Source organism: Streptosporangium sp. NPDC050148, assembly GCF_055586505.1.
The window spans coordinates 269,891-295,657 of sequence record NZ_JBVJIA010000002.1 but is presented as its reverse complement, the minus strand read 5'-3'; the positions used below and the strand labels follow the sequence as shown (position 1 = coordinate 295,657).

The 25,767-nt window shown below is 73.2% G+C and carries 25 protein-coding genes and 1 pseudogene; 16 read left to right on the top strand and 10 right to left on the bottom strand.

The genetic code is table 11. The annotated features are described in order from the left end of the window. Positions 1–65: 65 nt before the first annotated feature. Positions 66–638 (bottom strand): TetR/AcrR family transcriptional regulator, encoded by a 573-nt coding sequence (locus tag ACZ6RT_RS03120; protein WP_470152065.1) that lies wholly within the window; start codon positions 636–638, stop codon positions 66–68. Between the two features lie 209 nt (positions 639–847). Then, the gene (locus tag ACZ6RT_RS03115; protein WP_399188763.1) at positions 848–1,531 is read right to left on the bottom strand and encodes a TetR/AcrR family transcriptional regulator; all 684 of its coding nucleotides are present in this window, start codon (positions 1,529–1,531) and stop codon (positions 848–850) included. A 125-nt stretch (positions 1,532–1,656) separates the two neighbouring features. Between ACZ6RT_RS03115 and ACZ6RT_RS03110 the strand changes: the two genes are divergently transcribed. From ACZ6RT_RS03110 to ACZ6RT_RS03100, 3 genes are read left to right on the top strand one after another with little or no spacing between them, the layout of a single operon-like run. Then, positions 1,657–2,292 carry an NADPH-dependent FMN reductase gene (locus ACZ6RT_RS03110; RefSeq protein ID WP_399188761.1) on the top strand — a complete coding sequence of 212 codons (636 nt, stop codon included), beginning with the start codon at positions 1,657–1,659 and terminating at the stop codon, positions 2,290–2,292. Positions 2,293–2,299: 7 nt separating this feature from the next. Next, positions 2,300–3,814 (top strand): DHA2 family efflux MFS transporter permease subunit, encoded by a 1,515-nt coding sequence (locus ACZ6RT_RS03105; protein ID WP_470152064.1) that lies wholly within the window; start codon positions 2,300–2,302, stop codon positions 3,812–3,814. A gap of 29 nt (positions 3,815–3,843) precedes the next feature. Further along, positions 3,844–4,821, top strand: a complete 978-nt coding sequence (locus ACZ6RT_RS03100) for a zinc-binding dehydrogenase (RefSeq protein ID WP_399188756.1) — start codon at positions 3,844–3,846, stop codon at positions 4,819–4,821. A 57-nt stretch (positions 4,822–4,878) separates the two neighbouring features. Here ACZ6RT_RS03100 and ACZ6RT_RS03095 read toward each other — a convergent pair whose 3' ends face one another. Further along, complete coding sequence (locus ACZ6RT_RS03095) at positions 4,879–5,643, bottom strand: hypothetical protein (RefSeq protein WP_399188754.1); 765 nt, start codon at positions 5,641–5,643, stop codon at positions 4,879–4,881. Positions 5,644–5,782: 139 nt separating this feature from the next. On the opposite strand from ACZ6RT_RS03095, the gene ACZ6RT_RS03090 reads away from it, so the two are divergent. The 5 genes from ACZ6RT_RS03090 to ACZ6RT_RS03070 all read left to right on the top strand — a co-directional run bounded on the left by ACZ6RT_RS03090 (position 5,783) and on the right by ACZ6RT_RS03070 (position 10,238). Next, positions 5,783–6,787 carry an AAA family ATPase gene (locus tag ACZ6RT_RS03090; protein ID WP_399188752.1) on the top strand — a complete coding sequence of 335 codons (1,005 nt, stop codon included), beginning with the start codon at positions 5,783–5,785 and terminating at the stop codon, positions 6,785–6,787. Positions 6,788–7,050: 263 nt separating this feature from the next. Then, positions 7,051–7,995, top strand: coding sequence for a DUF58 domain-containing protein (locus tag ACZ6RT_RS03085; RefSeq protein ID WP_470152126.1), 945 nt, complete (start codon positions 7,051–7,053; stop codon positions 7,993–7,995). Further along, positions 7,992–8,939, top strand: a complete 948-nt coding sequence (locus ACZ6RT_RS03080) for a VWA domain-containing protein (RefSeq protein WP_399188750.1) — start codon at positions 7,992–7,994, stop codon at positions 8,937–8,939. Before ACZ6RT_RS03085 ends, ACZ6RT_RS03080 begins: the two co-directional genes overlap by 4 nt. A gap of 32 nt (positions 8,940–8,971) precedes the next feature. Next, the gene (locus ACZ6RT_RS03075; protein ID WP_470152063.1) at positions 8,972–9,589 is read left to right on the top strand and encodes a class I SAM-dependent methyltransferase; all 618 of its coding nucleotides are present in this window, start codon (positions 8,972–8,974) and stop codon (positions 9,587–9,589) included. 91 nt (positions 9,590–9,680) lie between these two features. Next, positions 9,681–10,238 carry a TrmH family RNA methyltransferase gene (locus tag ACZ6RT_RS03070; protein ID WP_399188746.1) on the top strand — a complete coding sequence of 186 codons (558 nt, stop codon included), beginning with the start codon at positions 9,681–9,683 and terminating at the stop codon, positions 10,236–10,238. A 104-nt stretch (positions 10,239–10,342) separates the two neighbouring features. Here ACZ6RT_RS03070 and qcrB read toward each other — a convergent pair whose 3' ends face one another. Next, entirely contained in the window at positions 10,343–12,085 is a 1,743-nt protein-coding gene (gene qcrB, locus ACZ6RT_RS03065) for a cytochrome bc1 complex cytochrome b subunit (RefSeq protein WP_470152062.1), read from the bottom strand. A gap of 227 nt (positions 12,086–12,312) precedes the next feature. On the opposite strand from qcrB, the gene ACZ6RT_RS03060 reads away from it, so the two are divergent. From ACZ6RT_RS03060 to ACZ6RT_RS03045, 4 genes and pseudogenes are all read left to right on the top strand, one after another. Continuing rightward, positions 12,313–13,110: a glycerophosphodiester phosphodiesterase family protein gene (locus ACZ6RT_RS03060; protein ID WP_399188742.1), complete on the top strand. Its 798-nt coding sequence runs from the start codon at positions 12,313–12,315 to the stop codon at positions 13,108–13,110. Positions 13,111–13,152: 42 nt separating this feature from the next. Then, a pseudogene (locus tag ACZ6RT_RS03055) lies at positions 13,153–14,523 on the top strand (MFS transporter); the annotation flags it as partial. 147 nt (positions 14,524–14,670) lie between these two features. After that, positions 14,671–15,015, top strand: coding sequence for an RNA polymerase-binding protein RbpA (locus ACZ6RT_RS03050; protein ID WP_344902851.1), 345 nt, complete (start codon positions 14,671–14,673; stop codon positions 15,013–15,015). Positions 15,016–15,313: 298 nt separating this feature from the next. Next, a complete protein-coding gene (locus tag ACZ6RT_RS03045) occupies positions 15,314–16,132 on the top strand; it encodes an isocitrate lyase/phosphoenolpyruvate mutase family protein (protein ID WP_399188740.1) in 819 nt (272 codons plus the stop codon). Between the two features lie 51 nt (positions 16,133–16,183). Here the strand turns inward: ACZ6RT_RS03045 and ACZ6RT_RS03040 are convergent, their stop codons facing one another. Both ACZ6RT_RS03040 and ACZ6RT_RS03035 read right to left on the bottom strand, forming a co-directional pair. Then, positions 16,184–17,386: a PP2C family protein-serine/threonine phosphatase gene (locus ACZ6RT_RS03040; RefSeq protein ID WP_399188737.1), complete on the bottom strand. Its 1,203-nt coding sequence runs from the start codon at positions 17,384–17,386 to the stop codon at positions 16,184–16,186. Positions 17,387–17,605: 219 nt separating this feature from the next. Continuing rightward, positions 17,606–17,863, bottom strand: coding sequence for a hypothetical protein (locus tag ACZ6RT_RS03035; RefSeq protein ID WP_362806557.1), 258 nt, complete (start codon positions 17,861–17,863; stop codon positions 17,606–17,608). Positions 17,864–18,107: 244 nt separating this feature from the next. Between ACZ6RT_RS03035 and ACZ6RT_RS03030 the strand changes: the two genes are divergently transcribed. The 3 genes from ACZ6RT_RS03030 (at position 18,108) to ACZ6RT_RS03020 (ending at position 20,913) form a co-directional block, all read left to right on the top strand. Further along, positions 18,108–18,980, top strand: coding sequence for an MHYT domain-containing protein (locus tag ACZ6RT_RS03030; protein ID WP_399188734.1), 873 nt, complete (start codon positions 18,108–18,110; stop codon positions 18,978–18,980). A 183-nt stretch (positions 18,981–19,163) separates the two neighbouring features. Then, positions 19,164–20,285: a S1 family peptidase gene (locus ACZ6RT_RS03025; protein ID WP_470152061.1), complete on the top strand. Its 1,122-nt coding sequence runs from the start codon at positions 19,164–19,166 to the stop codon at positions 20,283–20,285. A 64-nt stretch (positions 20,286–20,349) separates the two neighbouring features. Further along, positions 20,350–20,913 carry a snapalysin family zinc-dependent metalloprotease gene (locus ACZ6RT_RS03020; protein ID WP_470152060.1) on the top strand — a complete coding sequence of 188 codons (564 nt, stop codon included), beginning with the start codon at positions 20,350–20,352 and terminating at the stop codon, positions 20,911–20,913. A gap of 180 nt (positions 20,914–21,093) precedes the next feature. On the opposite strand, the gene ACZ6RT_RS03015 is transcribed toward ACZ6RT_RS03020, so the two are convergent. Beyond that, complete coding sequence (locus ACZ6RT_RS03015; RefSeq protein ID WP_399188729.1) at positions 21,094–21,585, bottom strand: GNAT family N-acetyltransferase; 492 nt, start codon at positions 21,583–21,585, stop codon at positions 21,094–21,096. A 115-nt stretch (positions 21,586–21,700) separates the two neighbouring features. Between ACZ6RT_RS03015 and ACZ6RT_RS03010 the strand changes: the two genes are divergently transcribed. Continuing rightward, positions 21,701–22,144, top strand: a complete 444-nt coding sequence (locus ACZ6RT_RS03010; protein ID WP_399188727.1) for an SRPBCC family protein — start codon at positions 21,701–21,703, stop codon at positions 22,142–22,144. Here ACZ6RT_RS03010 and ACZ6RT_RS03005 read toward each other — a convergent pair. The 3 genes from ACZ6RT_RS03005 to lnt all read right to left on the bottom strand — a co-directional run bounded on the left by ACZ6RT_RS03005 (position 22,131) and on the right by lnt (position 25,335). After that, positions 22,131–22,703: an FxsA family protein gene (locus ACZ6RT_RS03005; protein ID WP_399188725.1), complete on the bottom strand. Its 573-nt coding sequence runs from the start codon at positions 22,701–22,703 to the stop codon at positions 22,131–22,133. The two genes, ACZ6RT_RS03010 and ACZ6RT_RS03005, sit on opposite strands and share 14 nt — an antisense overlap. Before the next feature lie 104 nt (positions 22,704–22,807). After that, positions 22,808–23,566 (bottom strand): polyprenol monophosphomannose synthase, encoded by a 759-nt coding sequence (locus ACZ6RT_RS03000; RefSeq protein ID WP_399188723.1) that lies wholly within the window; start codon positions 23,564–23,566, stop codon positions 22,808–22,810. After that, the gene (gene lnt / locus ACZ6RT_RS02995; protein WP_470152059.1) at positions 23,566–25,335 is read right to left on the bottom strand and encodes an apolipoprotein N-acyltransferase; all 1,770 of its coding nucleotides are present in this window, start codon (positions 25,333–25,335) and stop codon (positions 23,566–23,568) included. Before lnt ends, ACZ6RT_RS03000 begins: the two co-directional genes overlap by 1 nt. Between the last annotated feature and the right edge of the window lie 432 nt (positions 25,336–25,767).

The following is a 25,767-nucleotide window of genomic DNA, read 5'->3' as shown; positions in this document are numbered from 1 at the left end:
GGGTGTGCCTGCCTTCGTCTCGTCGCCGGGGTGGCGGGGTGCAGGGGGTGGAGGGGACGCGCGGGTCAGGCGCCGGGACGGGCGTGGGCGGCGAGCAGCCCCAGCACGCCGTCGACGGCCTGGCCGAACGGTTCGGCGGAGCCCGCGGCACGGGCCAGCACGTAGCCGCCCTGAAGCACCGCCACGACGGCGCAGGCCGTGGCGACCGGATCGAGCCCGGCCGCCAGCTCGCCGCGGTCGCGGCCCTCGGCCAGCACCCCGGCGAGCCGGTCGCGCAACCAGGCGAAGGTCTCCTCGACGGGACGGCGCAGCGCCGCATCGGCGATCACGTCCGGGTCCTGGGTGAGGCGGCCGATCGGGCAGCCCTTCAGGACGTCGCGCTCGCGCCGCAGGTAGGCGGTGATCCGCTCGACCGCCGTACCGGGACCGGAGAGCCGGGCCTCGGCCGCGGCCCGCATCTCCTCGGCGGTACGGCCGATCGCGGCCAGCGCCAGGTCCGGCTTGCCGGAGAAGTGGTGGTACATACTGCCCTGGCCGACCCTGGCCCGCTGCTGGATGGCCCGGGGGCTGGTGCCCACGTAGCCGCGCTCCCACAGCAGTTCGCGGGTGCTGGCGATGAGATCTTCCGACGCGCTCATACGGGGAGTGTACATACCAGTAGGTACAGTCCTCCCCTCCGCCCTCGCGGGAGCGGGCCGCGCACCATGATCCGGCCCGTCCCGGCCGGCCTCGGCACCGTTCACCCGCCCCGGCCCGGTTCGGCCCGGTTCGATCTGAGTTGGCCTGGTTCGATCCGGGTCGGCCCGAGACAGCCCGGTTCACCCCGGCTCGGCCCGGGGGCGGCACCTCAGCGGGCCGCGCCGTACGCCCGCAGGAAGGCCCGCACCCCCGAGGCGGTCAGCCGGTCGGTCTCCTCGCGCGGGAGCGGACTGAGACCCCAGTAGGACCGGGGCGCGACGTCGGTCGTGACCAGCGCCATGAAGTGCTCCCCGGCCTGGGCCGGGTCGCCGTGCGCGTCGATCAGGCCGTGCCCGGCCAGCACGGTCATGGCCTCAGTCATCCCGCGCATGACCGCGCGCGGCCCGGCCTCCTGCCAGGCCTCCAGCGCCTCGGCCGGGACGTGCCCGGCCTCGGCGTAGATGTGCCGCACCAGCGAGAAGTGGTCGCGGAAGTCCGCCATCAGGCTGACCCAGGAGCGGGCCAGGGCGAGCAGGTCGCGCTCCAGGTCCTCGGGGCGGGGCGGTCGCTCCAGGTCCAGGTACCTGCGCAGCCGGGCCAGCTGCTCGTCCCTGACCCGGCCCGCGCTCCACTGCATGACGGAGCGGAACAGCTCCTCCTTCCCCCCGGGGAAGTGGTTGTAGAGGGTCCGGGTCGAGGCGCCGGCCTGGGCGGCGATGAGGTCGACGGTGGCCCGGGAGTACCCGTCCCGCCCGAAGACCTCGCATCCCGCCCGTACGATCGCCGCCGCCTTGTCCGCCCGGCCACGCCGGGGCCGGGCCGTCTCCCGGCCCGCGGGCTCCGTGTCGGTCATCGCTCCCCCTCCCGTACGGCACAGCTTTTTACAACGCTCGTTGTTATTAGTGCAACCACCGTTGTATCTTAGCGGAGCGAGCCGCGATCGGCCGCGTCACCACGAGAACGATCCAGGAGACATCCATGTCCGCAACCGTCCACGTCACCGGGCCCGCGACCGGCCACCAGGCCCCCCTGCGGGTCGCCGTCATCGTCGGAAGCGCCCGCGGGGGCCGCGTCGGCCCGTCGGTCGCCGAGTGGTTCGTCCGCCAGGCCGGGCAACGCACCGATCTCGAACTCGACGTCATCGACGTCGCCGACCTGGACCTTCCGGTGTCCATGCCCGACTGGGACGGCCTGCCCGTCCCCGCCCCCTCGACCCAGGCCGCCCTCGCCGAGGTCACCCCCCGGCTCGCCGACGCCGAGGCCTTCGTGATCGTCACCCCGGAGTACAACCACAGCTTCCCCGCCTCGCTGAAGAACCTCGTCGACTGGCACTTCACCCAGTGGCAGGCCAAGCCGATCGGCTTCGTCTCCTACGGCGGGGTGGGCGGCGGGCTGCGCGCCGTCGAGCAGCTCCGGCAGGTCTTCGCCGAACTGCACGCCATGACCGTACGGGAGACGGTCAGCATGCACGGGCCCTGGTCCGGGCTGGACGAGGACGGCAGACCGCTGGACGCGGCCGTGTGCGAGAGCGCCGCCAAGAACATGATCGACCAGCTGCTGTGGTGGGGCCGCGCCCTGCGCGCCGCCCGCGCCCAGCACCCGTACGGCGAGTGACGGCGGGATGAGCACCTCCACCGGCCGGGCCCGGGGCGCCGCCGCCCCCGGTCTGGCCGGGACCCTGCTGGTCGTCGTCATCGGCTCGATCATGTCCGTGCTGGACATCACCATCGTCAACGTCGCCGTGCACCCGCTGGCGGTGGCGTTCGGCGCGCCGCTCGCCACCGTCCAGTGGGTGGCCACCGGCTACACCCTCGCCCTCGTCGCCGTCGTCCCGGCCGCGGCCTGGGTCATGGACCGCTTCGGCGCAAGGCGCGCCTACCTCACCGCGCTGGTCCTGTTCACCCTCGGCTCCGTCCTGGCCTCGCTCGCGTGGAGCATCGAGACGCTGGTGCTGTTCCGGGTGCTGCAGGGACTCGGCGGCGGCCTGCTGATGCCGGTCGGCATGGCGATGGTCATCCGCGCCGCGGAACGGGAACGGATGGGCAGGGCGATGGCCATGCTCGGCATCCCGGTCCTGGTCGGGCCGGTGAGCGGGCCGGTGCTGGGCGGCTGGCTCATCGACGCCGCCTCCTGGCACTGGATCTTCCTGGTCAACCTGCCCGTCGGCGCGGTGGCGCTGCTACTGGCCGCGCGCCTGCTGCCGCCCGGCGAGCCGCGGCCGGCCCGGCGGCTGGACGTGCCGGGGCTGCTGATGCTCTCACCCGGTCTGGCCCTGCTCATCTACGGCCTGTCCACCGGTGGTGAGCGCGGCGACCTGGCCGCGCCCGGGGTACTGCTGCCCGCCGTCGCGGGGCTGCTGCTCTGCGCGGCGTTCGTCGCCCGCGGCCTGACCGCCCGTGACCCGCTGCTGCGGCTGCGCCTGTTCCGCGAACGCACCTTCGCCGCGGGCCTGGCCACGATGACCCTGTTCCCCTGCGGCTACTTCGGCTCGATGCTGCTGACGCCGATGTACTACCAGACGGTCCGCGACCTCGGGGCCGCCCAGGCCGGCCTGCTGGGCGCCCCGCTGGCCGTCGCCGTCGGCGTCTCGATGCAGGTCGCCACCAGGCGCATCGACCGGGTCTCCCCCCGGCTGGTGGTCGTCTCCGGCATCGCGCTGGCCGTCCTCGGCCTGTCGTCCTTCACCGCCCTGCTCGGGCCGGACACGTCCTACTGGTGGCTGTGCGCGGCGATGATGCTCATGGGGACCGGCGTCGGCATGGTGATGATGCCGGTCAGCACGGCCGCGACCCGGAACCTGCCCGCCGACGACGTGCCCTCCGGCAGCACCCTGCTGAACATCGTCTCCCAGGTCGGGACCTCGCTCGGCACGGCGCTGCTGCCGGTGGTGCTGGCGTCGGCCGTCAAGAACGCGGCGAGCACGACCGGCACCGCGGGCACGACGGGCATGGCGGGCATGGTGGGCATGGTGGACGCCGCCGGACGGGCCGGCGCGTTCCAGAACACCTACTGGTGGGCGGTGGCGCTGCTGGCCCTCGCGGCGCTGCCCGCGCTGCTCCTGCCCTCCCGGCGCCCCGGCCACCTCCCCACCCCGCCCCCGCCCCCGCCCACCCCGGCCACCCCGGTCGCCCCGTGAACCGGTCCCCCCGCGGAAAGGACACCGTCATGTACGCGGTCAGACTCCACGAGTACGGCCCCGCCGGGAACCTCCGGTACGAACGGGTCGACGCCCCGGTCCCCGCGGCGGGACAGGTCCGCGTCGACGTGCGGGCGAGCGGCGTCCACCTCATCGAGACGACGCTGCGCTCCGGCCACGGCGTGGGCCCCCACCCCGCCCCCGCACTGCCCGTCGTCCTGGGAGGCGAGGTCGCCGGCGTGGTGAGCGCGCTGGGCCCGGGCGTCGAGGAGGACCTGCTCGGCCGCCGGGTCGTCGCGGGGCTCGACACGTACGGCGGCTACGCCGAGCAGGCGGTGGTCGCGGCCGACGCCCTGCACCACGTCCCCGGGCACGTCGCCGACGACGTCGCGGTGGCGATGGTCACCACGGGCGCGACCGCGCTCGGCATCCTCGACGCCGCCGACACCGAACCCGGGGACGTCGCGCTGGTCACCTCCGCGGCCGGTGGCGTCGGGGCCCTGCTCCTGCAGGCCCTGCGTCACCGGGGCGTCACCGTCGTCGGCCTGGCCGGCGGCCCGGAGAAGGTCCGGCTGGTCTCGTCGCTGGGCGCCGACCTCGCCGTCGACTACCGCGACCCGGCCTGGCCGGACACGGTGCGCGACGCCCTCGGCGACAGGCGGCCCGGCCTCGTCTTCGACGGCGTCGGGGGCCCCGAAGGCCGCCGGGCCTTCGACCTGCTCGGCCCCGCAGGGACGCTCCTGCTGCACGGCTGGTCGTCGGGGACCGCCACCCGCGTCACCACCGACGACGTGATCGAGCGCGCCGTCACCGTCACGTGGGCGATCGGCCCGCGGATGCTGCGACGCGCCGGTACCGCCCGCGAACTGCAGGCCCGCGCGCTCCGGGCCGCCGCCGAGGGCGTGCTCCGGCCGGCGGTCACCCGCTACCCCCTGGCCCTCGCCCGCGACGCGCACGCCGACCTGGAGGGGCGCCGCACCACGGGCAAGGTCGTCCTCGTCCCCTGATCCCCGCCCCGGACGGGACGGCCTTCATCCCCCGTCCCCTACCCCCCGGCGGCGACCTCAGATGGGCTCGTCGTCGCCGCCCTCCCCCTCCTGCGGCCCCGGGGTGCCGGTCCCGCTCTGGCTGGGGGACGGCGACGGGGTGGGCCGGCCGGGCGCGGTGGTCGTCGGGACCGGCGGCGGGGTCGGCACGAACACGGTGGACGGCAGCGGCCTGCGCGGCTCGTCGACCTCCTCGTCCCCGCGCAGCAGGAGCCAGACCATCACGGCCAGCAGCGCCAGCAGCACGGTCAGCACCACCCCGGCCAGGACCACCGACCGGCGCGTCTCGGTCAGGGGCGGCGCGGCCTCGGGCGGCGGGGGCAGCGCGGGCGAGCGGTCGCCCACCCAGTGCGGGGCGAAGTCCGGGCCGTGCCGCTCACCGATCAGCGTGCCGCTGACCAGCACCGGCTCCAGGAACCTCTCCGCCCCCGCCCGCTCCGGCTCGTAGGGGGTGACCACCCAGGGGGCGTTCCCGCCGTCCATGGCCAGCACCTGCGGGAGCGTGTCGGCCACCGCGGTGCGCCCGCGCGAGGCCCGGGACATCCACCCTCGTACGCCGGAACGGCTGGCCATCGCGTCGCGGACCCCGGTGACGAAGCGGTCCCTGGCCGCCGGGTCGAGCGCGGCCCCCTTGGTCAGCACCGCGACCGAGACCGCCCGGCCGTCGGGCGCCAGCCCCAGGTAGACCAGCCCGGCGGGTCCCACGCGCAGGCGGGCCTGCAGGACAAAGGGCCCCAGCCGGGGCGGGTCGCCGTACTGCAGCGGAGTGGCCACGTCTGACATGAAAGCACACCGGCGCGACGGTCCCGGACCGGCGCGGAGCCCGTCCCGGCGCGCCCGCCGGGGGCCCGCCGGGCACGCCGCGCCGGACACCCGGCAGGCCCGCCGTGCGAACGGTCATTTCATTTGATGGAATACCGGCATGACCGTCGCCGAAGAACTGCCGAGCGAGACCGACACCGGACTGCTGCGCGACGCCCTGACCGAGGTCCGGCGGGTCATCGTGGGGCAGGACCACATGGTGGAGCGATTGCTCGTCGCACTCCTGGCCCGGGGGCACTGCCTGCTGGAGGGCGTGCCCGGGGTCGCCAAGACCCTGGCCGCCTCGACGCTGGCCACCGTGGTCGGCGGGGAGTTCGCCCGTATCCAGTTCACCCCCGACCTGGTCCCCAGCGACATCGTGGGGACCCGGGTGTACCACCCCTCCCGCGAGGCCTTCGACGTCGAGCTCGGCCCGGTGTTCGTGAACTTCCTGCTCGCCGACGAGATCAACCGGGCCCCGGCCAAGGTGCAGTCGGCACTGCTGGAGGTCATGGCGGAGCGCCAGGTGACCCTGGCCGGTCGGACCCATCCGCTGCCCAGGCCGTTCATCGTGCTGGCCACCCAGAACCCGATCGAGTCCGAGGGCGTCTACCCCCTGCCGGAGGTGCAGCGCGACCGGTTCCTGTTCAAGGTGAGCGTCACCCACCCCAGCGCCCACGAGGAGCTGGAGATCCTGCACCGGATGAGCGTGACCCCGCCCACCCCCAGGGCCGTGCTCGACCCCGAACGGCTGTCCGCGCTGCAGACGATGGCCGACCAGGTCTCGGTCCACCAGCTCGTCGCGGACTACGTGGTACGGCTCGTGATGGCGACCCGCTCCCCCGCCGAGTACGGCCTGGCCGAGCTGGAGGAGAACATCGAGATCGGCGTCAGCCCCCGCGCCACCCTCGGCCTGGTCGCCGCGGGACGCGGCCTGGCCCTGCTGCGCGGCCGCGACTACCTCCTGCCCGACGACATCCGGGACGTGGCGGTGGACGTGATGTCCCACCGGCTGATGCTCACCTTCGACGCCCTGGCCGACGGGATCGACCCCGAGGACGTGGTCCGCCAGATCCTGACCGCCGTGCCCCCGCCCCTGGTCGTCTGGAACCAGGGCCCCCGGTGACCCGCCCCGAGCATCACCCCCAGGGCACCCCGCACTTCTCCGCCCCCGAGCCCTCCCCCCAGGAGAACGAGCCCCCCCGTGAGGCCGCGCCGCAAAGCGCCGCCACAAACATGGACGCGCCCCACACTTCCCTGCCCGGGAACTCCCGTGAGGCCGCGCCGGCGACTGGACCGAGGAGGGAGGGGTCGCGAGGAACGAGCGATCCCTCCCGACGAGGGAAGGAGCCGGATCCAAGCGGCCTCACCGCGCCGCGAAGCGGCGCAATAGGCACAGAACACGCCCTGAGGCGCCTGGAGCTCACCATCGTCCGCCGTCTGGACGGCCTGCTGCAGGGCTCCCACCAGGGGCTCCTGCCGGGCCCGGGGAGCGAGTTCGGCGACAGCCGGGGGTACGTGCCCGGGGAGGACGACATCCGGCGGATGGACTGGGCGGTGACCGCCCGGACGACCGTCCCGCACGTGCGGGACCTGATCGCCGACCGGGAGCTGGAGACCTGGGCGCTGGCCGACCTGTCGCCCAGCATGGACTTCGGCACCTCGGGCATGGAGAAGCGCGACCTGGCGGTGGCCGCGGTCGGGGCGATCGGCTTCCTGGCGGGCCGGATCGGCAACCGCTTCGGCGCCTACGTCCTGCACGACGAGTACATCCACCGCATGCCCGCCAGGGGCGGGCGCCCGGCCCTGTACGGCCTGCTGCACTCGCTGATGGAGGCTCCCAGGGGCCGGGCCGTGGCGGGTGCCCCCGACCTGGCCGAGGGGATCGAGGTGCTGGCCTCGGCGCGGCGCCGGCGCGGCCTGCGGGTGATCGTCTCCGACTTCCTCGACGCCGAGCCCACCCTGGATCCGACCCTGGAGATGCCCTGGGAACGGCCGATCCGCCGGCTGGCCGCCCACCACCAGGTGCTGGCCGTCGAGGTGATCGACCCGCGCGAGCTGGAACTGCCCGCGGTGGGCCTGGTCACCCTGACCGACCCGGAGTCCGGGCGGAGCCGCCAGGTGCGGCTCACCCCCAGGATCCGCAGGGCGTACGCGGAGGCCGCCGCCACGCAGCGCATGGCCAACCAGGTGGCGCTGCGCCGCTGCGGGGTGGCCCACCTGGTGCTGCGCACCGACCGCGACTGGGTCTTCGACATCGCCCAGTTCGTCCTGCGGCAGCGGCGCATGGCGCACGTGACCCATCGGCCTCCGAGGTCGGGAGCGACACGGTGACCTTTCTCTCTCCGGTATGGCTCTGGCTGTTCGCCGCGCTGGCCCTGCTCGTGGCCGGGTACGTGGCGGCCCAGTTCGCCCGGCGCCGCTACGCGCTGCGCTTCACCAACCTGCCGCTGCTGGACCTGGTGGCCCCGTCGGGGCCGGGCCGGCGGCGGCACGTGGCGCCCGCGCTGTTCCTGGTCATGATGACCCTGCTGATCGTGGGCGCGGCCCGTCCCGCCGACTCGGTGCGGGTCCCCCGCGACCGCGCGACGATCATCATCGCGCTGGACGTCTCGCTGTCCATGGAGGCCGACGACGTCCGGCCGAACCGGATCACCGCCGCCAAGGAGGCGGCGCAGAAGTTCGTCTCCGACCTGCCGGAGCGCTTCAACGTCGGGCTGGTCGCGTTCGCCCGTTCCTCCTCGGTCGTGGTCTCCCCCACCACCGACCACCAGGCGGTGGTGACCTCCATCGGCAACCTGGGCACCCGGGCGGGCACCGCGATCGGCGAGGCGGTGTTCAGCTCCCTGGAGTCGCTGCGCTCCTTCGACCAGCAGGCGGTGACCGACCCGCCGCCCGCCGCTATCGTGCTGCTCTCCGACGGGGACAACACCTCGGGCCGCTCGGTGGCCGAGGCCATCGAGTCGGCGAAGAACGTGCGGGTCCCGGTCTCCACGATCGCGTACGGCACCCAGGAGGGGACCGTCTCGATCGACGGCCGCGACGTGCAGGTGCCGGTGAACAAGGTCACGCTGCAGACCCTGTCGGACGGGACGGGCGGCCGGGCCTACGAGGCGGAGTCGGGCAGCCAGCTGCAGGAGGTCTACGAGCAGATCGGCTCCTCGCTGGGGTACCGGACGGTCAGCCAGGAGATCACCCAGTGGTTCGTGGTGGCGGCGATCCTGGCCGGGCTGGTGACCGCGGCGGCGGCCCTGCTGCTGGGGTCGCGGCTGCCCTGAGCCGCTCCCGGCCGTTGGTAACGTTCTACGCCGTGGCACAACATTACTTCGAGGAGCGTCCCGAGACCGCCGGTCGTCCCGGCTCGGTCACACTCGTGCTCCCCGACCTTCACCTGAGGCTGGAGACCGACAGCGGGGTGTTCTCGGCCGAGCGCGTCGACCAGGGCACCCGGATCCTGCTGGAGAGCGTCCCGGCGCCGCCCGCCGAGGGCGACCTGCTCGACCTGGGCTGCGGGTACGGGCCGATCGCGCTGACCATGGCCTCGCGTGCCCCCGGCGCGACCGTCTGGGCGGTGGACGTCAACCGCAGGTCGGTGGACCTGTGCGCGCGCAACGCGCGGGCCGTGGGCCTTGACAAAGTAAGGTCCATGCACGCCGACGAGGTCCCGCCCGAGGTCCGGTTCTCCGCCATCTGGTCGAATCCGGCGATCCGGATCGGCAAGGCCGCCATGCACGAGATGCTGACCCACTGGCTGTCGCGCCTCACCCCGGACGGTGTCGCCCACCTGGTGGTCCAGAAGCACCTGGGCTCGGACTCGCTGCAGCGCTGGCTGAACGAGCGGGGCTGGCCCACCGAGCGGGCGGCCTCCCGGTCGTCGTACCGGATCCTGCGGGTGCACGCCCGGGTGGAGGCCGGAGCGCGGCCGTGACGGGGCCCGGTGGCGGCGAGCGGGACGATCATGGGCGGGGCGCGGGGCGTCCGCGCGACGACGAGGAACGACGAGGAACGGTGGACGACCGATGACGGCGAACCCGCGCAGGCAGCTGCGCCCGACCGATGTCAAGCGCCTCAACCGGGGCTGGCGGAGGAACACCGAGGGGCGGCTCGCGCTGATCGTGGAGTCGGTGACCGGCCCGTTCAACATCGGCTCCATCTTCCGCACGTCGGCGGCCTTCGGGGTGGAGCGGATCTGGCTGGCGGGCAACGCCACCCCGCCGACCAACCCCAAGGCGCAGAAGACCGCGCTGGGCACCGACCGCCTGGTGGCCTGGGAGGAGCCGGTCCCGGTGCTGGAGGCCGTACGGGCCGCGAAGGAGGACGGGTTCACCGTGGTCGCGGTGGAGCTGACCGGTGACGCGGTCCCGCTGTCCGAGGCGAAGCTCGGCGGCGACGTCTGCCTGGTGGTCGGCAGCGAGGACCACGGCTGCTCCCCCGCGCTGCTGGAGGCCGCCGACGGCGTCTGCTACATCCCGCAGGTCGGCCGGGTCGGCTCGTTCAACGTCGCGGTCGCGGCGGCGATCGCGGTGGCGGAGGTCCGGCGCCAGGAGTGGGCGGGCAGGGCGGCGCCGCAGGAGTGAGACCCGCTCCCGGTGGGAGATCGCGGCCACGAACGGCCCCCGCCGCGCCCCCCTCTGCGGGGACCCGGTTCCCGGTCGAGGCGCCGGGCCCCGGCCGTGAAGGGTCAGCCGGGCGGGGGCCGGTCCTCCCCGGAGCCCGAGCCGACGGCCGCGTTCCCGCCGCCCCCGTCCTTCCCCATGCCGATCTCCCGCGTACCGGCCTTCCGCGTGCCGTGGCCGTTCCCGTCGTGGCCGTCCCGCTCGCCGTCCAGCGGGACCTTCTCACCGCCGTAGGTCCTGCTCATCAGGGCGCGGAGCCGGGCGATGCGGCCGTGTCCCTCACCGGACGGCACCCCCTGGCCGTCGTCGCCCAAGGCGCCGTCGTGACGTTCCCCGGTGACCCCGGAGGCCGGGCTGATCACCGGGATCGGTTCCTTGCCCCGGATGCGGGCCTCGATGGCCTCGTTGGGCGGGACGTGCACCTCGACGTACTCGCCCGTGGGCAGGCGCTGGATCACGCCCGTCTCCACGCCGTGCCCCAGGCTCGCCGCGTCCCTGCGCTGCAAGCCCAGGCAGATCCGGTAGGTGATGTAGTACGCCAGGGCGGGGCCGACGAAGACCAGGCCCCGGCCGATGACGATCATCACGTTCAGCGAGAGGCGGAAGTAGGCGGAGATCACGTCGTTGGAGGCCATCAGCCACAGGACGCCGTAGAAGGTGATCGCGGCCATGCCGATCGCGGTGCGGTGCGGGTTGTCGCGGGGACGCTCGGCGATGTGGTGCTCGCGGTCGTCACCGGTGATCCAGCGTTCGGCGAAGGGGTAGAGGGCCAGGCCCGCCAGGATGAGGCCTATCGGGGCGAGCGCCGGCAGGATCACGCTCATCGGCAGTGTGTAGCCCAGGAAGTTGATCTCCCAGCCGGGTGTCAGGCGGAGCGACCCGTCGAGGAACGCCAGGTAGAAGTCGGGCTGGGACCCGGCGCCGATGTCGGACGGGCGGTAGGGCCCGAACAGCCAGACCGGGTTGATCTGGGCGAAGGCCCCCAGCAGCGCGATGATCCCGAAGGTGAACATGAAGTACGCGCCCGACTTGGCGAGGAAGGACGGGTGGAACGGCCCGCCCACCACGTTGTCGTTGGTGCGGCCCTTGCCGTGCATCTGGGTGTGCTTGAGCACCCACGTCAGGATCAGGTGCGCGGTGATCAGTGCCAGCAGGACGCCTGGCAGCAGCAGGATGTGGATCGTGTAGAACCGGCCGATGATGTCGTCCCCGGGAAACTCGCCGCCGGTGAGGAGGAACGTGAGCCAGGTGCCGACGATCGGCAGCGACTGCGCCACGCCCGTGGTGATCCGCAGGCCCGCTCCGGACAGCAGGTCGTCCAGCAGCGAGTAGCCGGTCAGGCCCTCGAACAGCGACAGCGCCAGCAGCGCCACCCCGATCAGCCAGTTGATCTCGCGCGGCTTGCGGTAGGCCCCGGTGAAGTAGACCCGGAGCATGTGGATCATCATGCCGCCGATGAACAGCAGGGCCGCCCAGTGATGCATCTGGCGCATGAGCAGGCCGCCGCGCACGTTGAAGCTGATCTCCAGCGACGAGGCGTACGCCTCGGACATCATGACGCCCCGCAGCGGGGCGTAGGCCCCCTGGTAGGGGATCTCCAGCATGCTGGCCTTGAAGAAGAACGTCAGGAACGTGCCGGTCAGCAGCAGGATGATGAACGAGTAGAGCGGGATCTCGCCCAGCAGGAACGACCAGTGGTCGGGGAAGACCTTCCGGATGTTCCGCTTGACGAAGTTGCCGGCCCCGAGGCGGTCGTCGAAGTAGCCCGCCGTGCCCGCCATCCTCGTCCGGTCGTGTGCTCTGCTCATGCGTGGTCTCCGTTCCCACGGATCCCGGCTCCGGCGTCGCCGCGCCCCCGGAAAACCGCAACGGGCCCACGGCGGAGCCCGCCGTGGACGCCCAGATCCTCTCTTCATTCCCGGCTCCGGTCAGGACCGGGCAAAGGGGGTTTCAGGGTCCGGTTCCGGAGCCCGTGACCCAAACGTTCACCCGCGCGCGATGACGCGCCCAGCCCGCAGGGGGCATACTCCTGCACGTGCAACGCCGTTACGCCTTCCTCGAACACCCCGGCCCGCTGGCCTTCGCCCACCGGGGCGGGGCCGCCGAGGGCAGGGAGAACACCCTCGCCGCCTTCGAGCGTGCCGTCAGGCTCGGTTACACGTACCTGGAGACCGACGCGCACGCCACCGCCGACGGGGTGCTCCTGGCCTTCCACGACCACACCCTGGACCGGGTGACCGACCGCAGGGGCCGGATCGCGGAGCTGCCGTACCGGCTGGTGCGCCAGGCGCGGATCGGCGGCGTGGACGAGATCCCCCTGATGGAGGACCTGCTGGGCTCGTGGCCCGAGGCGCGCTTCAACATCGACGTCAAGGAGGCGGCGGCCATCGCCCCGCTCGCCGAGGCGATCCGCAGGACGTCCTCCCACGACCGGATCTGCCTGACCTCCTTCTCCGAGGAGCGGCTCCAGCGGGCCCGCGCCGCGGTCGGCCGCGACGTGTGCTCCTCACTGGGACCGCGCGGCGTGGCGACCCTGCGCGCCGCCGCCACCACCTCGGGGTACGGCCGCCTGCTCGCCCGCCTGGCCCGCGCCGGGATGCCGTGCGCGCAGGTCCCGGTGGGGTTCCGCGGCCTGCGGATCACCACGCCCGCCCTGATCCGCACGGCGCACGCGCTCGGCATGCAGGTCCACGTGTGGACCGTCAACGACACCGCGGTGATGCGGCGCCTGCTCGACCTGGGCGTGGACGGCCTGATGACCGACAACATCTCCGGGCTGCGCGACGTGCTGAGCTCCCGGGGCCAGTGGCATCCCGGCCGCATGGCCGCGTGACCGGCCCGTCCCCGTTCCTTCCGTGATCCCCCTCCCCCAGCGAACCGAGGACCCCCCATGACCTCAGCACAGGCCGTCGAGGAGACCCCGGCCTCCCGCCTCCGGGAGCAGCGCGGCTGGTACTTCTACGACTGGGCGAACTCCGCCTTCCCGACCACCGTCCTGACGGTCTTCCTGGGCCCGTACCTGACGACGATCGCCGAGACCGCCGCCCAGGGGCGCCCGTACGTGGACGTGCTCGGGTTCGACGTGCGGCCCAGCGCCTACTACTCCTTCGTGGTGGGGGTCGCGGCGATCCTGCAGATCCTCCTGATGCCCGTCGTGGGCGCGCTGGCCGACCACACCGGCCGCAAGAAGGAACTGCTGGGCCTGTTCGCCTACCTCGGCGCCGGCGCCACCCTGTGCTTCTGGTTCCTCTCCGGCGACCGCTACCTGCTGGGCGGCGCGCTGTTCCTGATCTCCAGCGTCGCCTTCGCGGCCGCGTTCGTGATCTACAACTCGTTCCTGCCGGAGATCGCCACGGCGAACGAGCGCGACAGGGTCTCCGCCCGGGGGTGGGGGTTCGGCTACCTCGGCGGCGGCCTGCTGCTCGCCGTCCACCTGGGGCTCTTCCTCTACCACGAGTCCTTCGGCGTCACCGAGGGCGACGCCGTGCGCATCGCCCTGGCGTCCGCGGGCCTGTGGTGGGGCGGGTTCACGATCATCCCGCTGCTGCGGCTGCGCAACCGGCACGTGGCCTCTCCCGGCACCGAGACGGCCGGCCGGGCCGTGACCGGCAGCCTCCGCCAGCTCGGCCGCACGATCAGGGAGCTGCGGCGCTACCCGCTGACGCTGGGCTTCCTGGTCGCCTACCTGATCTACAACGACGGCGTGCAGACCGTCATCTCCTTCTCGGCCACCTACGCCGACAAGGAGCTCGGGCTGGACCAGACGGTGCGGATCGCGGCGATCCTGATGGTGCAGTTCGTGGCCTTCTTCGGGGCGCTGCTGCTGGGCCGCCTCGCCGCCTCCTACGGGGCCAAGCGGGTCGTGATGGTGGCGCTGGTGGCCTGGATCGTCGTGGTGGCCGTGGCCTACTTCCTGCCCCGCGGATCGGCGGCGGCGTTCTTCGGGCTGGGCTTCGCCATCGCGATCGTGATGGGCGGCACGCAGGCCCTGTCGCGGTCGCTGTTCTCCCACGTGATCCCGCGGGGCAAGGAGGCGGAGTACTACAGCCTGTACGAGATCAGCGACAAGGGCGCGACGTTCCTCGGCTCGTTCACCCTCGGCCTGGCGCTCCAGCTGACCGACAGCTACCGCCTGGGAATCATCTCTTTGGTGATCTTCTTCGTGCTCGGCCTGGTGCTGCTCGCCCTGATCGACCTGCCCAAGGCCATCAGGGCGGCCGGGAACCAGGTGCCGGAACGCATCTGAGAACGCCTCCCCGAGGGGGCTCTCCGCAGACCGGGTCAAGAACGTGCGATTGGATCACCCCGTCTGTGGGAATCCACACACGGTATCAAGCGTTGTACGCCGTGGGAGACGAACCCCTACGACGGGGCCCTCAGGAGGCATTCAGACATGGGCGAGCGTGCGCTACGCGGTACCCGGCTCGGGGCGACCAGCTACGAGAACGACCGCAACACCGATCTGGCCCCGCGCCAGGAGGTGTCCTACACCTGCCCGAAGGGCCATCGATTCGACGTTCCGCTCGCCGCCGAGGCCGAGATTCCGGCGACCTGGGAGTGCCGCATGTGCGGTGCGACCGCCCTGCGGGTGGACGGCGAGCTGCCGGAGGCCAAGAAGGCCAAGCCCCCGCGGACGCACTGGGACATGTTGCTGGAGCGCCGCTCGATAGAGGACCTGGAGGAGGTGCTCAACGAGCGCCTGGCGATCCTGCGCGCCCAGCGCCGCAAGAGCGCCTGACCGCGCCCGGAGAGCCCCGGAGAGCCTCGAAGAACCCCTCGCCCCTGCCCGGGGCGGGGGGTTCTTCGTGTCCGCCGTACGGGCGCCCGCGAGGCTGACCGGTCCGCCGTAAGGGCGCCCGAAGGGTGACCGGCCCCGCGGACCGGACCGCCCGCCGTCTGGGCCCTCAGCGTCCTCGGGCCTGGGGCCTGGGGCCTCGGGGCCTCGGGGTCTCGGGGCCTCGGGGCGAAGTGGTCCGGTCGACTTGGGCGGAATTGGCTCTCAGAACGGCCCGTCCCCCTGGCCTAGGGTCTTCTCCATGACCGTTTCGATCGACGACGAGACCGGCGGCGCCCCGGCGGCCGGAGAAAAGGCCGCGCGGCTGCGCGCGCTGCACGTGCCGGGCCGCCCGCTGGTGGTGCCCAACGTCTGGGACGCGGCCTCGGCCCGCGCCGTCGAGGCCGCGGGCTTCCCGGTGATCGCCACCGGCAGCGCCGCGGTCGCCTCGGTGCTCGGGTACGAGGACGGGGAGGAGACGCCGGCCGGGGAGATGCTGGCCGCGGTGGCCAGGATCAGCCGGTCGGTGAGCCTGCCCGTCACCGCCGACATGGAACGCGGCTACCGGCTGGAGCCCGCCGAGCTGGCCGGGCGGCTCGCCGCCGCCGGGGCCTGCGGCTGCAACCTGGAGGACTCCGACCCCCGTACCGGAGCCCCGGTCGGCGCGGACGAGCAGGCCGGTCTCCTGCGGGCCGTCCGGGCCGCGGCCGTGGACGCCGGGACGGACCTGGTGATCAACGCGCGGGTCGACGTCTTCCTGAACGGCACCGGCGGCGACGAGGAGCGGCTGGAGGAGGCGGTGCGGCGGGGCAACCTCTACCTGGAGGCCGGCGCCGACTGCGTCTACCCGATCTTCGCGGCCGACGCGGGGATCATCCGCGAGCTGGTCCGCCGGATCGACGGGCCGGTCAACGTCCTGTTCCGTCCCGGCACGCCGTCCCTGGCCGGGCTGGCGGATCTCGGGGTGGCGCGGGTGAGTTTCGGTCACGGCCTGCACCGGTCCGTGAGCGGGCACACGGACCGGATGCTCGCGGCCATCAGGAACGGCGAGAGCCCCTACACGGCGCCCGCCACCCCCTGACCGGCCCGCCCCCCTGACCGGCCCGCCCCCCGGCCGGGCCCGCGTCCCCCGCTAGAGGTGCAGCCTGTCCTGGGACCCTCCGCGCCACTCCACCAGCAGCACGGTGGCGTCGTCCTGGAGCATCCCGTCATGATATTTCAGGATGTTGCGCACCAGGCGGCGCAGGGTCTCGGGCACAGGCAGGCCGTCGGCGTTGTAGCGGATGATGAAGTCGATGAAACGCTCCAGGCCGAACTCCTCGCCGTCCCGGTTGCGGGCCTCGGTCATGCCGTCGGTGTAGATGAGCACGCGGTCGCCGGGCTCCAGCTGCTCCTTGCACTGGGTCACGGGCAGGTCGAGGTCCAGGCCCACCGGGTGGGCGGGCGGGCAGTGCAGGGTGGTGACCCAGCGCCCGTTCCTGATCACCACCGGCGGGTGGTGCCCGCGGTTGACCCAGGTGAACACGCCGGTCCGCACGTTCAGGCTGGCCAGGATGGCCGTGGCGAACCGGTTGGCCGCCCCGAACTCGTCCACCAGGACCTTCTCGATGCCCTTGCTGACCTCGACCAGGTCGGCCCCCTGGCGGCGGTGGTTGCGGCAGGCCGCGACCGCGAGGTTGGCGGTCAGCCCGGCGGAGGCGTCGTGGCCCATCGCGTCGAAGACCGCCAGGTGCACGGTCTCACCGGCCAGCGCGTAGTCGAAGGCGTCCCCGCCGAGCTCGTACGCCGGTTCGAGCGCGGCCCCGATCACCACCTGGTCGTTGGCGAAGATCGGCGCCGGCAGCAGGTTCCACTGCATCTCGGCCGCGACGTTCATCGGCCGGGTCCGTACCATCCGGGCGTAGGAGTCGCTCTGCTGGCGTTTGCTGGCCAGCAGCAGCGCGGCCATCGACGCCAGGTGCCGCATGTCCTCCTGGGCGCACTCGTCACCCAGGGGGGCGCTGATCCGCAGCACCCCGAGGCGTTCGGTGCCGTCCAGCAGCGGCACCCACCACCGGTTCTCCTCGCTCCCGGAGCCCGGCCCGGCCAGCATGCGCACCTCCTGGAAGGCGCGCCCGGCCAGCGTCCCGTCGATCCGCAGCTCGGCCGCCTCCGGCTCCGCGTCGGCGTCGGCGGCGAGTCCCTTGCCGGTCACCAGCCGGAGCACCTCCTGCTGGAGGTCGGCCAGGTAGATCAGCACGTCCCGCAGGCCGGCGTAGGCGGCGTGTTCCGCGATGAGGCCGGGGAGCTGCTCCAGCGCGCTCAGGTGGCTGGCCTCGGCCAGCCCCGCGAGCATCCTCGCCCGCCCTTCGAACGGTCCGCCGGACCCCTCAGACTTCGGTCGCGGCACGGATCCGCCCACGGCAACTCCCAGCGCTCATCCGTCGCGTGTCGCGACTCATCACCGTCCGACAGTACTCGCCGCCGCTCGCCGCCGGGCAGCCCCTTCCCCGGCCGCGACGGGCGGCCGGGCACCGCGCGCACACCGAGTGATCACCGGACGGGCACCGGGGGGTCACCAGCGGTCGGCGGACAGCTCGACGCCCTCGACCCGGTCGTAGATCACCACCCCGTCCGTCAGCCTCACCACGCGCACCCGCCTGGCGAGTCCCGCCGTCTCCAGCTCGCGGGCCGAACGCACCGCGTACTGCGGGAAGCGGTAGCGGTCACGGGTGGCGCCGGGCGGGTCGTCGCGTTCGCAGACGACCTCATATCGATCTTCCGGCCATATCGGAGGCAGTGCCTCCAGGCCTCGATCGGCGGGCGGGGCCATCGACCCGCCTCCTTCCTGAGTCTCACATGGGGTGAACGGAACATACGTACAGTGATCGGTTAAGACATTGTTAATAAGTCCATTATGGCCTTTCGGAACGCGACAACTGTAAGGTGAGCACTCCTCGTACTGCCCCGGCCGGTCGGCCGATCACATGTGGAGACCTCCATCGACGCCACACGCGCCGGTCGGCTCCGATCCGTATTGGCACGTTCCATTACTCCGCTTCCGCCAGGAGCCCGTCATGTCCCCCATCGACCATTTCGCCTACGGGCTCGTCACTCCGGTCGCCTCCTACATCATGTCGAGCATCGGCTCGCTGCTGGGACTGCTGCTCGCCGCACGGGCCCGCGGGACGCAGGGCGGCTCACGCGCACTCTGGCTCATCGGCGCGGCCCTGTCCATCGGCGGCACCGGTATCTGGGTGATGCACTTCATAGCGATGATGGGCTTCGACGTCCAGGGGACGTCGATCCGCTACGACGTCCCGCTGACCGTCGCCTCCGCGCTCCTCGCCGTCGTCGTCGTCGGCGCCGGCCTCTTCCTGGTCTCCCGGCCCGACAGCGGCACCGGCGCGCTCCTCGCCGGCGGGACGCTGACCGGCCTCGGCGTGGCGGGCATGCACTACCTGGGCATGGCGGCCATGAACATGTCCGCCCACGTGACCTACGACCCCCTGCTGGTCGCGTTGTCCCTGGTCATCGCGGTGGCCGCGGCGACGACGGCCCTGTGGTTCAGCCTGCGGGTACGCGGGGCCGCCGCCACGACGGGCGCCGCCCTGCTGATGGGCGTCGCGGTGAACGGGATGCACTACACCGGCATGTTCGCCCTGGACGTCAGCGTGCACGGCACCTCCGCGCCGACGAGCGGCGCCGAGGGGATGGACTTCATGCTGCCGCTGCTCGTGGGGATCAGCCTGCTCACCCTCGGCATGCTGCTGACGATCTTCCTGTCCCCCTCGGAGCAGGAGATGCGCGAGGACGCGGAGCTCCAGGCCCAGCTGCGGCGCAACCGCGCCGGCGCGGACCCCTCCCCCGCCGGCCCGGCCGAGCACCGCACCCGCCCCGCGCACGGCCGCGGCCCCTCCCTCTTCGACGACCACGACCCCGGCCGCTGACCCCCGTCACCCGCGCCCGGCCGCAGGCCCTGCTCACGAGCCCCGCCGAGCCTGTCACCGCGCCTCCTGCGAGACCGATAAACCGATCAATGCCCCCCATAACATCGCGATAGGGATTCTTTGGGAGATCCCTCCGGGGGCCTCCGGCCAATACCTTGACATCACCCCTCACAAGGAGTGTGCATGTTACGTCGAGGTACCTTCCTGGCCGGCGCCACCACCGTGGCCCTGTACCTGGCCGCCACCGTGGCCCCCGCCTTCGCAGCACCCGCCGTCTCCGCCCCCAAGCCCCCGGACGCGATGCTGGAGGCACTCCAGCGCGACCTCGGCCTCACCGCCGAGCAGGCCGTCCAGCGCCTCGCCAACGAGCAGCGTGCGGCGGCCTCCGAGTCCGCGCTGACCCAGCAGCTCGGTGCCAGCTACGCCGGCGCCTGGCTCAACGGCGACGCCTCCCAGCTCTCGGTGGCCACCACCGACGCGGCCGAGGCCGCCGCCATCAGGGCCAAGGGCGCCCAGCCCGTGATCGTCAGCCGGTCCATCGCCGACCTCAACGCCGTCAAGGACAAGCTCGACCAGGCGCCCGCGGAGGCCAAGGCCGGCGCCGCCCTGTGGTACGTGGACGTCACGACCAACAGCGTCTCGGTCCTCGCGAACGACCAGGCGGCCGGCGAGGCCCTCGTCGCCGCCGCGGGCGTGGACAAGAACGTCGTCAAGGTGGCGCACACCACCGAGCAGCCCCAGGCCTACATCAACATCATCGGTGGCAACGCCTACTACATCGGCGGCAGCCGCTGCAGCATCGGCTTCTCGGTGCGCCGGGGCACCACCCCCGGCTTCGTGACCGCCGGTCACTGCGGCAGGAGGGGCGCGACCACCACCAACCCGTCCGGCACCTTCCAGGGCTCGTCGTTCCCCGGTAACGACTACGCCTGGGTCTCCACCCCCGGCCACACCGTGACCCCCTACGTCCGCGGCTCCGGCGGCGCCAACGTCACCGTGCGCGGCTCCACGCAGGCCTCGGTCGGCGCCTCGATCTGCCGCTCCGGCTCCACCACCGGCTGGCGCTGCGGCGTCATCCAGCAGCACAACGCCAGCGTCACCTACCCGCAGGGCACGGTCAGCGGCCTGACCCGCACCAGCGCGTGCGCCCAGCCGGGCGACTCCGGCGGCTCGTTCATCTCCGGCAGCCAGGCCCAGGGCGTGACCTCCGGCGGTTCGGGCAACTGCACCTCCGGCGGCACCACCTACCACCAGCCGGTCAACGAGATCCTCTCGGCGTACGGGCTGACGCTCGTCACCGGCTGATCCGCCCTCCTCACCAGCTGCTCCCCGTGAGCAACCCCCCGATGGCCGAGGAGGCTCGCCAGAAATGTCAAGGATCATTCGCTCCGGTATCGCCTTCATCCTGGGCCTGGCCTTCCTGCTGACGGCGGCCCCGTCCCAGGCGGCCACCGCCCAGGCGGAGGCCGGCACGGCGGCGGTCCGTGTGCTCAGGTACGACGCCAGCAGGGCCGCGGAGTTCCGGTCGGTCGTGGACCAGGCGGCACAGGTCTGGAACTCCCGCGTCTCCAACGTACGACTGGTGGCCGGCAGCCCCGCGGACTTCGTGGTGCTCGCCGACAACGGCTGGCCTCGCGCCCAGCCGACCAGACTGGGTCGCGGAACCATCTGGATGGGACGGCAGGCGACCTCGCAGGGGTACTTCCCGCTGCGGATCGCCACGCACGAGATCGGCCACATCCTGGGCCTGCCGGACCGGCGCACCGGTCTGTGCTCGGACCTGATGTCCGGTTCCAGCGCACCCGTCTCCTGCACCAACGCCAACCCGAGCGCGGCGGAGAGAGCGGCGGTCGAAAGGAACTTCGCGGGGTCCACCCCCTCGATCACCTTCGGCGAGCTCTACGTCGACGTTCCGCAGCACGCGGCGTCCTAGACGTCCGCGGAACACCTCGCCGGTCCGGCCGAGTCACTCGGCCGGGCCGGCGAGCCCGTTTCCCGCCCTCCCCGCCCTATCCGCCCTATCCGCCCTCTCCCGTCCGCAGCCGTGCTCACCGTCCCGCACCCGGCGGGCGCGACCCGACGGCCTCCCCGCGCGTACGCGCCGGGCGGGTGGTCACAAAGGCTTCTCGAAGCAGTGCGAGCCCGGGAGCCCCTCGTAGGGGGGAAAGACCGGGACGGGCGTGTAACCCTCGCGCAGGTACATCCGCACCGCGTCCGGCTGGCGGGGGCCGGTCTGCAGCACGATCCGCGACGCTCCCAGCGCGCGGGCCGCGTCCTCGGCCGCGGCCAGCAGGGCCTGTGCCACCCCGCCGCCCCGCTCGGCAGGGACCACGAACATCCGCTTGAGCTCCAGCTCCCCGCCGAGCGCGCGCAGCGCCACGTGCCCGACCGGGACGCCCCGGGCCGAGCGGGCGACGCCGGTGTAGACGACCGTGTCGGGCGTGACGTGCATCCCTTCGGGGACCAGGCCGGGGACGGCGAGCAGGTCGGCGTAGCGGGCGTCCATCTCCTCGGTCATGGCCTGCCGCAGCGCGACGGCCGCGTCGTCGTCCCAGTCGACGGCCGTGACCGTGATCAGGCCGCTCCTCGCCGCGAACGTTCCCACCGGACCTGGCACCTCCGCTCCCCCGGACCGTCCAGGGCCGGTACAAAATACCGGACCGTGCCCCGCGTCACGGCCGACGAGGAGTCGTCCGGCGATCACGGGGAAGGACCCGGGGGTGACCCGTTCCCGAATCAGCGTCTCCGTCGACGCCCACGCCAGGCCCGAGCAGGTGTTCTCCGTGCTGACCGACTGGCCCCGGCACCACGAGTGGATGGTGCTGACCCGGGCGCGCGTCGAGGCCGGGGACGGCCGCAGCCCGGGGAGCAGGCTCGCCGCCTTCACCGGGGTGGGGCCGGTCGGCTTCCTCGACACCATGGAGATCACCCGATGGGACCCGCCGAGGAGCGTGGGGGTCCGGCACACCGGACGGCTGATACGCGGCACCGGGGTCTTCCGGGTGCTGCCCCGCGAGGGCGGCGGCAGCACGATCGTCTGGGAGGAGGAGCTCGACGTGCCGTTCGGCGCGGCCGGGCGGCTCGGCTGGCGGGTGATCGGACCGCTCAACGCGGCGCTGTTCCGGCTCTCGCTGCGCAGGCTGGCCGCGCTCAGCGACCGCTGACGCCTCCGTCGGGCTCGTCGCGGATGACCTCGCCGTGGACGACCGGCCCCGCTCCCTGGGCCCGGCCGGGAGCCCCGGGGACCCGCCCGTGCCCGGCCCGCAGCCCGTCGAAGGGCGAGCCCTGACCGGTGAACGGGTCGCCCAGCGGCCCGCCGAGCGGCCCGCCCACCCCGGCCGCGCTCCTGGCGACCATGGTGCGGACCCTGCGGGTGAAGAACCAGTTCGCGGCCCGGCGCACCGTCGGCCGGGTGAACGGCAGCAGGCACAGGAACCCGAGGACGTCGGTGAGGAACCCCGGGGTCAGCAGCAGCGTGCCGCCCACCAGGATCAGCGCGCCGTCGGCGAGCTCGCGGTCGGGCATCCGCCCGCTCTGCAGCGCGCCCTGGAGGTTGCGCCAGGCGCGGCGGCCCTCGCGGCGCACGACCCAGGCGCCCAGCAGGCTGTCGGCGAGCAGGATGGCCACCGTCGGCCAGCCCCCGATGACCTGCCCCACCTGGATGAGGACGAATATCTCGAGGAGCGGCACCACGAGGAAGGTCAGGAACAGCACTAAGCGCATCTTCGCCTCAACTCACGCGACAGCCGTACGACATGACAACGCCCGAGGAGGGCGGCGCGTTCCGCGTTCGCTCAGCGTGGACGTCCCCGCCGGCGGCACGACGATCAGCGTCCACGGCCGAGGCGGCGCCGGACGCGGGCGGGCAGGCCCGCGACCCCCCACACGGTGACCCGCCACAGCGCCTCCAGGATGATGGCGCGGCTCATCTTGCTGGCCCCGACGGCGCGCTCCACGAACGTGATCGGGACCTCCTTGATCCGCAGCCCGTGGCGGGCGGTGCGCAGGGTCAGGTCCACCTGGAAGCAGTAGCCCTGCGACTGCACGTCGTCCAGGCCGATCTTCTCCAGGGTGGAGGCCCGGTAGGCGCGGAAGCCCGCGGTGGCGTCGCGGACCGGCAGGCCGAGGGCGAGGCGGCTGTACATGTTGGCGCCGCGCGAGAGGAACTGGCGTGAGGCGGGCCAGTTGACCACCTTCCCGCCGGGCACCCACCGGGACCCGATCGCCAGGTCGGCCCCGCGGTCCAGCGCCTTCAGCAGGGCGGGGAGCGACTCGGGAGGATGGGAGCCGTCGGCGTCCATCTCCACCAGGACGCCGAACCCCTCCGCCAGGCCCCAGCGGAAGCCCGCGATGTAGGCCGAGCCCAGCCCCTGCTTGCCGCCGGGACGGTGCATCACGTGGACCAGCTCGTCGTCGGCGGCCAGCTTGTCGGCGATCGCCCCGGTGCCGTCGGGGCTGTCGTCGTCGGCGATCAGGAGGTGGGCCTCGGGCACGGCCTCGCGCAGGCGCCGGACGATCAGCGGCAGGTTCTCCCGCTCGTTGTACGTCGGGACGACGACGAGCACCCGGCCAAGCATCCGCTCCATCACGCGTCTCCCACCTGACGATCGTCCTGCCGTCCCACGGCCCGTGCCGCGGTGCCCGTCCGGCGCCGCCCGGTGGTCGTCGCGACGGCCACCGCGCCGGCCCCCACAAGTATCAGGGCCCACTCGGGCAGCGCGCCCACGCGGGTGGCGACGGTCCGCGCGGTCCTGACAGGGACCGTCAACACGTTCGTCGCGGGCACCAGTTCCTCGGTGCGCCAGGCTATCGAGCCATCGGGGGTCACATATGCCGATATACCCGTAATTGCGGAAGTGATCACCGCCCGATTGTGCTCCACTGCGCGCAACTGGGACATGGCCAGTTGCTGCGGCGGCAGGTTCGTGAGCGCGTAGGTGGCGTTGTTGGTCTGCACCACCAGCGGCGTGGCACCCGTCCTGACGGTGCGGTTCACGACGTCGTCGTAGGCCACCTCGTAGCAGTTGATCGCGCCGACCGTCACCGGGCCCATCCTCAGGTCCCCGTCCCGGGTGCCCGCCACCGACTGCTTGCCGACCAGGGAGGCCCGCTCGAACAGGGCCAGCACCAGCTCCTTGAGCGGGGTGAACTCCCCGAAGGGCACCAGGCGCTGCTTGTCGTAGTGGGCGCCGGGCCCGGTCACCGGGTCCCAGACCAGGCTGCGGGTGGCGCGCTCGTTCACTCCCACGCCGACCACGGCGCCGACCAGGACGGGCACCCCGACGTCCCGGACCGCCGCGTCGATCTCGTCGCGGGCGAACGCGTTGCGCAGCGGGTCGATGTCGGTGGAGTTCTCCGGGAGCACCACCAGGTCGGGGCGGGGCACCCGCCCCCGGCGCACGTCGTCGGCCATCCGGTGCAGCAGCCGGGTGTGGTTGCGGAGCACCACGGCGGGCTCGTCGCCCAGCGGGTGCATGCCCCGGCCGGGGACGTTGCCCTGGATGACGCCGACGGTCACGCTGCGCCCCTCGTCGCCGTACCGGGGCACGGCCAGGGCCACCACCGGCACGGCCAGCGCCCCCACCAGCGGAAGCACCAGCGGGAGCACCGACCGCGCGGCCGGGGCCGGCGCCGAGGACGAGACCGGCGACCGGTCCGAGGGCGGCACGGACGACGCGGACGGGACGCCGCGCCGGGCGGCGATGGCCCGCAGGACCGCCAGGGCGATCAGGCCGCCGCACAGGGCCACCGCGAAGCTCACCAGCGGCGCCCCGCCGAGCGCCGCGTACGGGGTGAAGGGCGAGTGGCCCTGGCCGAAGGCGACCCGGGCCCAGGGGAAGCCGCCGAAGGGGACCTGTCCCCGCGCCCACTCGGCCGCCACCCAGAGCGCGGCGCTCCACAACGGCCACAGGCGCAACCGGGACACCAGGGCGGCCGTCGCCCCCCAGGCGGCGTAGAAGGCGCTCTCGATGGCCACCAGGCCCAGCCAGGCGTCCGCACCGATCGGGCTCACCCATGCCAGGGCGGGCAGCAGCAGGGCGAGGCCCGCGAGCAGGCCCAGCCAGGCGCCGCGGCGTGGGCGGACGCCGTGCACGGCCAGGACGATCGCGGCCATGCCGGGCGGCGCCAGGAACCACAGGCCGGAGGGCGGGAAGGCCCAGAACACCAGCAGGCCGCCGGCCACCGCCGAGGCGATCCTGGCCGGCAGCGCCGACAGCGCCGACAGCGCCGACCGGGAGGCCCGGGGACCGGCACCGGCGGCCCCACGGCCCGGAAATCCGGGCGGGGGGCCGGTCGGGGGGGCGTCCTGCGCGGACGTCCCCGGCACCGGGCCGGCCGTCTTGTCCTGCACCACGGGAAGGGCTCCTTGCGATGTCACGGGCGGGCGCTGCCCCGTCCTGCAGCCTGAACGCTACCTTCCGGCGGGCGCGGCCTCGACGTCCGGCACCGGATCACGGGCGAGGAGGGCGGCCCGGCGGCGGCCCGGGGGTGGTCCGGGGGTGGTCCGGGGGTGGTCCGGGGGTGGTCCGGTCGTTGATCGGACGGCCGCCCGCTCGCGGTCCGGCCGTGATCGGCCGTGGCCCTCTCATGGGCCGGCGACGGTCCGGCGGTGATCCGGTGCCGGTCGCGGCCCGGTCGCGGCCCGGTCGTGAGTCTGCGACGGCCCGGTGGGTGACGCGGTCGCGGCCCGTGGACGGTACGGGGACGGCAACGGGGCGGGGGGGGGGGGGGAAGAAAAACCCCACCCCCCCCCCCCTTCGTTCTTTCCTCCTGGAAGGGGGAAAAA

Coding starts and splice junctions, on each gene's coding strand:
- ACZ6RT_RS03120 (WP_470152065.1), bottom strand. CDS start 638: ATGAGCGCGTCGGAAGATCTCATCGCCAGCACCCGCGAACTGCTGTGG.
- ACZ6RT_RS03050 (WP_344902851.1), top strand. CDS start 14,671: ATGGGCGAGCGTGCGCTACGCGGTACCCGGCTCGGGGCGACCAGCTAC.
- ACZ6RT_RS03100 (WP_399188756.1), top strand. CDS start 3,844: ATGTACGCGGTCAGACTCCACGAGTACGGCCCCGCCGGGAACCTCCGG.
- ACZ6RT_RS03090 (WP_399188752.1), top strand. CDS start 5,783: ATGACCGTCGCCGAAGAACTGCCGAGCGAGACCGACACCGGACTGCTG.
- ACZ6RT_RS03105 (WP_470152064.1), top strand. CDS start 2,300: ATGAGCACCTCCACCGGCCGGGCCCGGGGCGCCGCCGCCCCCGGTCTG.
- ACZ6RT_RS03070 (WP_399188746.1), top strand. CDS start 9,681: ATGACGGCGAACCCGCGCAGGCAGCTGCGCCCGACCGATGTCAAGCGC.
- qcrB (WP_470152062.1), bottom strand. CDS start 12,085: ATGAGCAGAGCACACGACCGGACGAGGATGGCGGGCACGGCGGGCTAC.
- ACZ6RT_RS03115 (WP_399188763.1), bottom strand. CDS start 1,531: ATGACCGACACGGAGCCCGCGGGCCGGGAGACGGCCCGGCCCCGGCGT.
- ACZ6RT_RS03045 (WP_399188740.1), top strand. CDS start 15,314: ATGACCGTTTCGATCGACGACGAGACCGGCGGCGCCCCGGCGGCCGGA.
- ACZ6RT_RS03020 (WP_470152060.1), top strand. CDS start 20,350: ATGTCAAGGATCATTCGCTCCGGTATCGCCTTCATCCTGGGCCTGGCC.
- ACZ6RT_RS03030 (WP_399188734.1), top strand. CDS start 18,108: ATGTCCCCCATCGACCATTTCGCCTACGGGCTCGTCACTCCGGTCGCC.
- ACZ6RT_RS03095 (WP_399188754.1), bottom strand. CDS start 5,643: ATGTCAGACGTGGCCACTCCGCTGCAGTACGGCGACCCGCCCCGGCTG.
- ACZ6RT_RS03035 (WP_362806557.1), bottom strand. CDS start 17,863: ATGGCCCCGCCCGCCGATCGAGGCCTGGAGGCACTGCCTCCGATATGG.
- ACZ6RT_RS03005 (WP_399188725.1), bottom strand. CDS start 22,703: ATGCGCTTAGTGCTGTTCCTGACCTTCCTCGTGGTGCCGCTCCTCGAG.
- ACZ6RT_RS03110 (WP_399188761.1), top strand. CDS start 1,657: ATGTCCGCAACCGTCCACGTCACCGGGCCCGCGACCGGCCACCAGGCC.
- ACZ6RT_RS03040 (WP_399188737.1), bottom strand. CDS start 17,386: ATGCTCGCGGGGCTGGCCGAGGCCAGCCACCTGAGCGCGCTGGAGCAG.
- ACZ6RT_RS03000 (WP_399188723.1), bottom strand. CDS start 23,566: ATGGAGCGGATGCTTGGCCGGGTGCTCGTCGTCGTCCCGACGTACAAC.
- ACZ6RT_RS03025 (WP_470152061.1), top strand. CDS start 19,164: ATGTTACGTCGAGGTACCTTCCTGGCCGGCGCCACCACCGTGGCCCTG.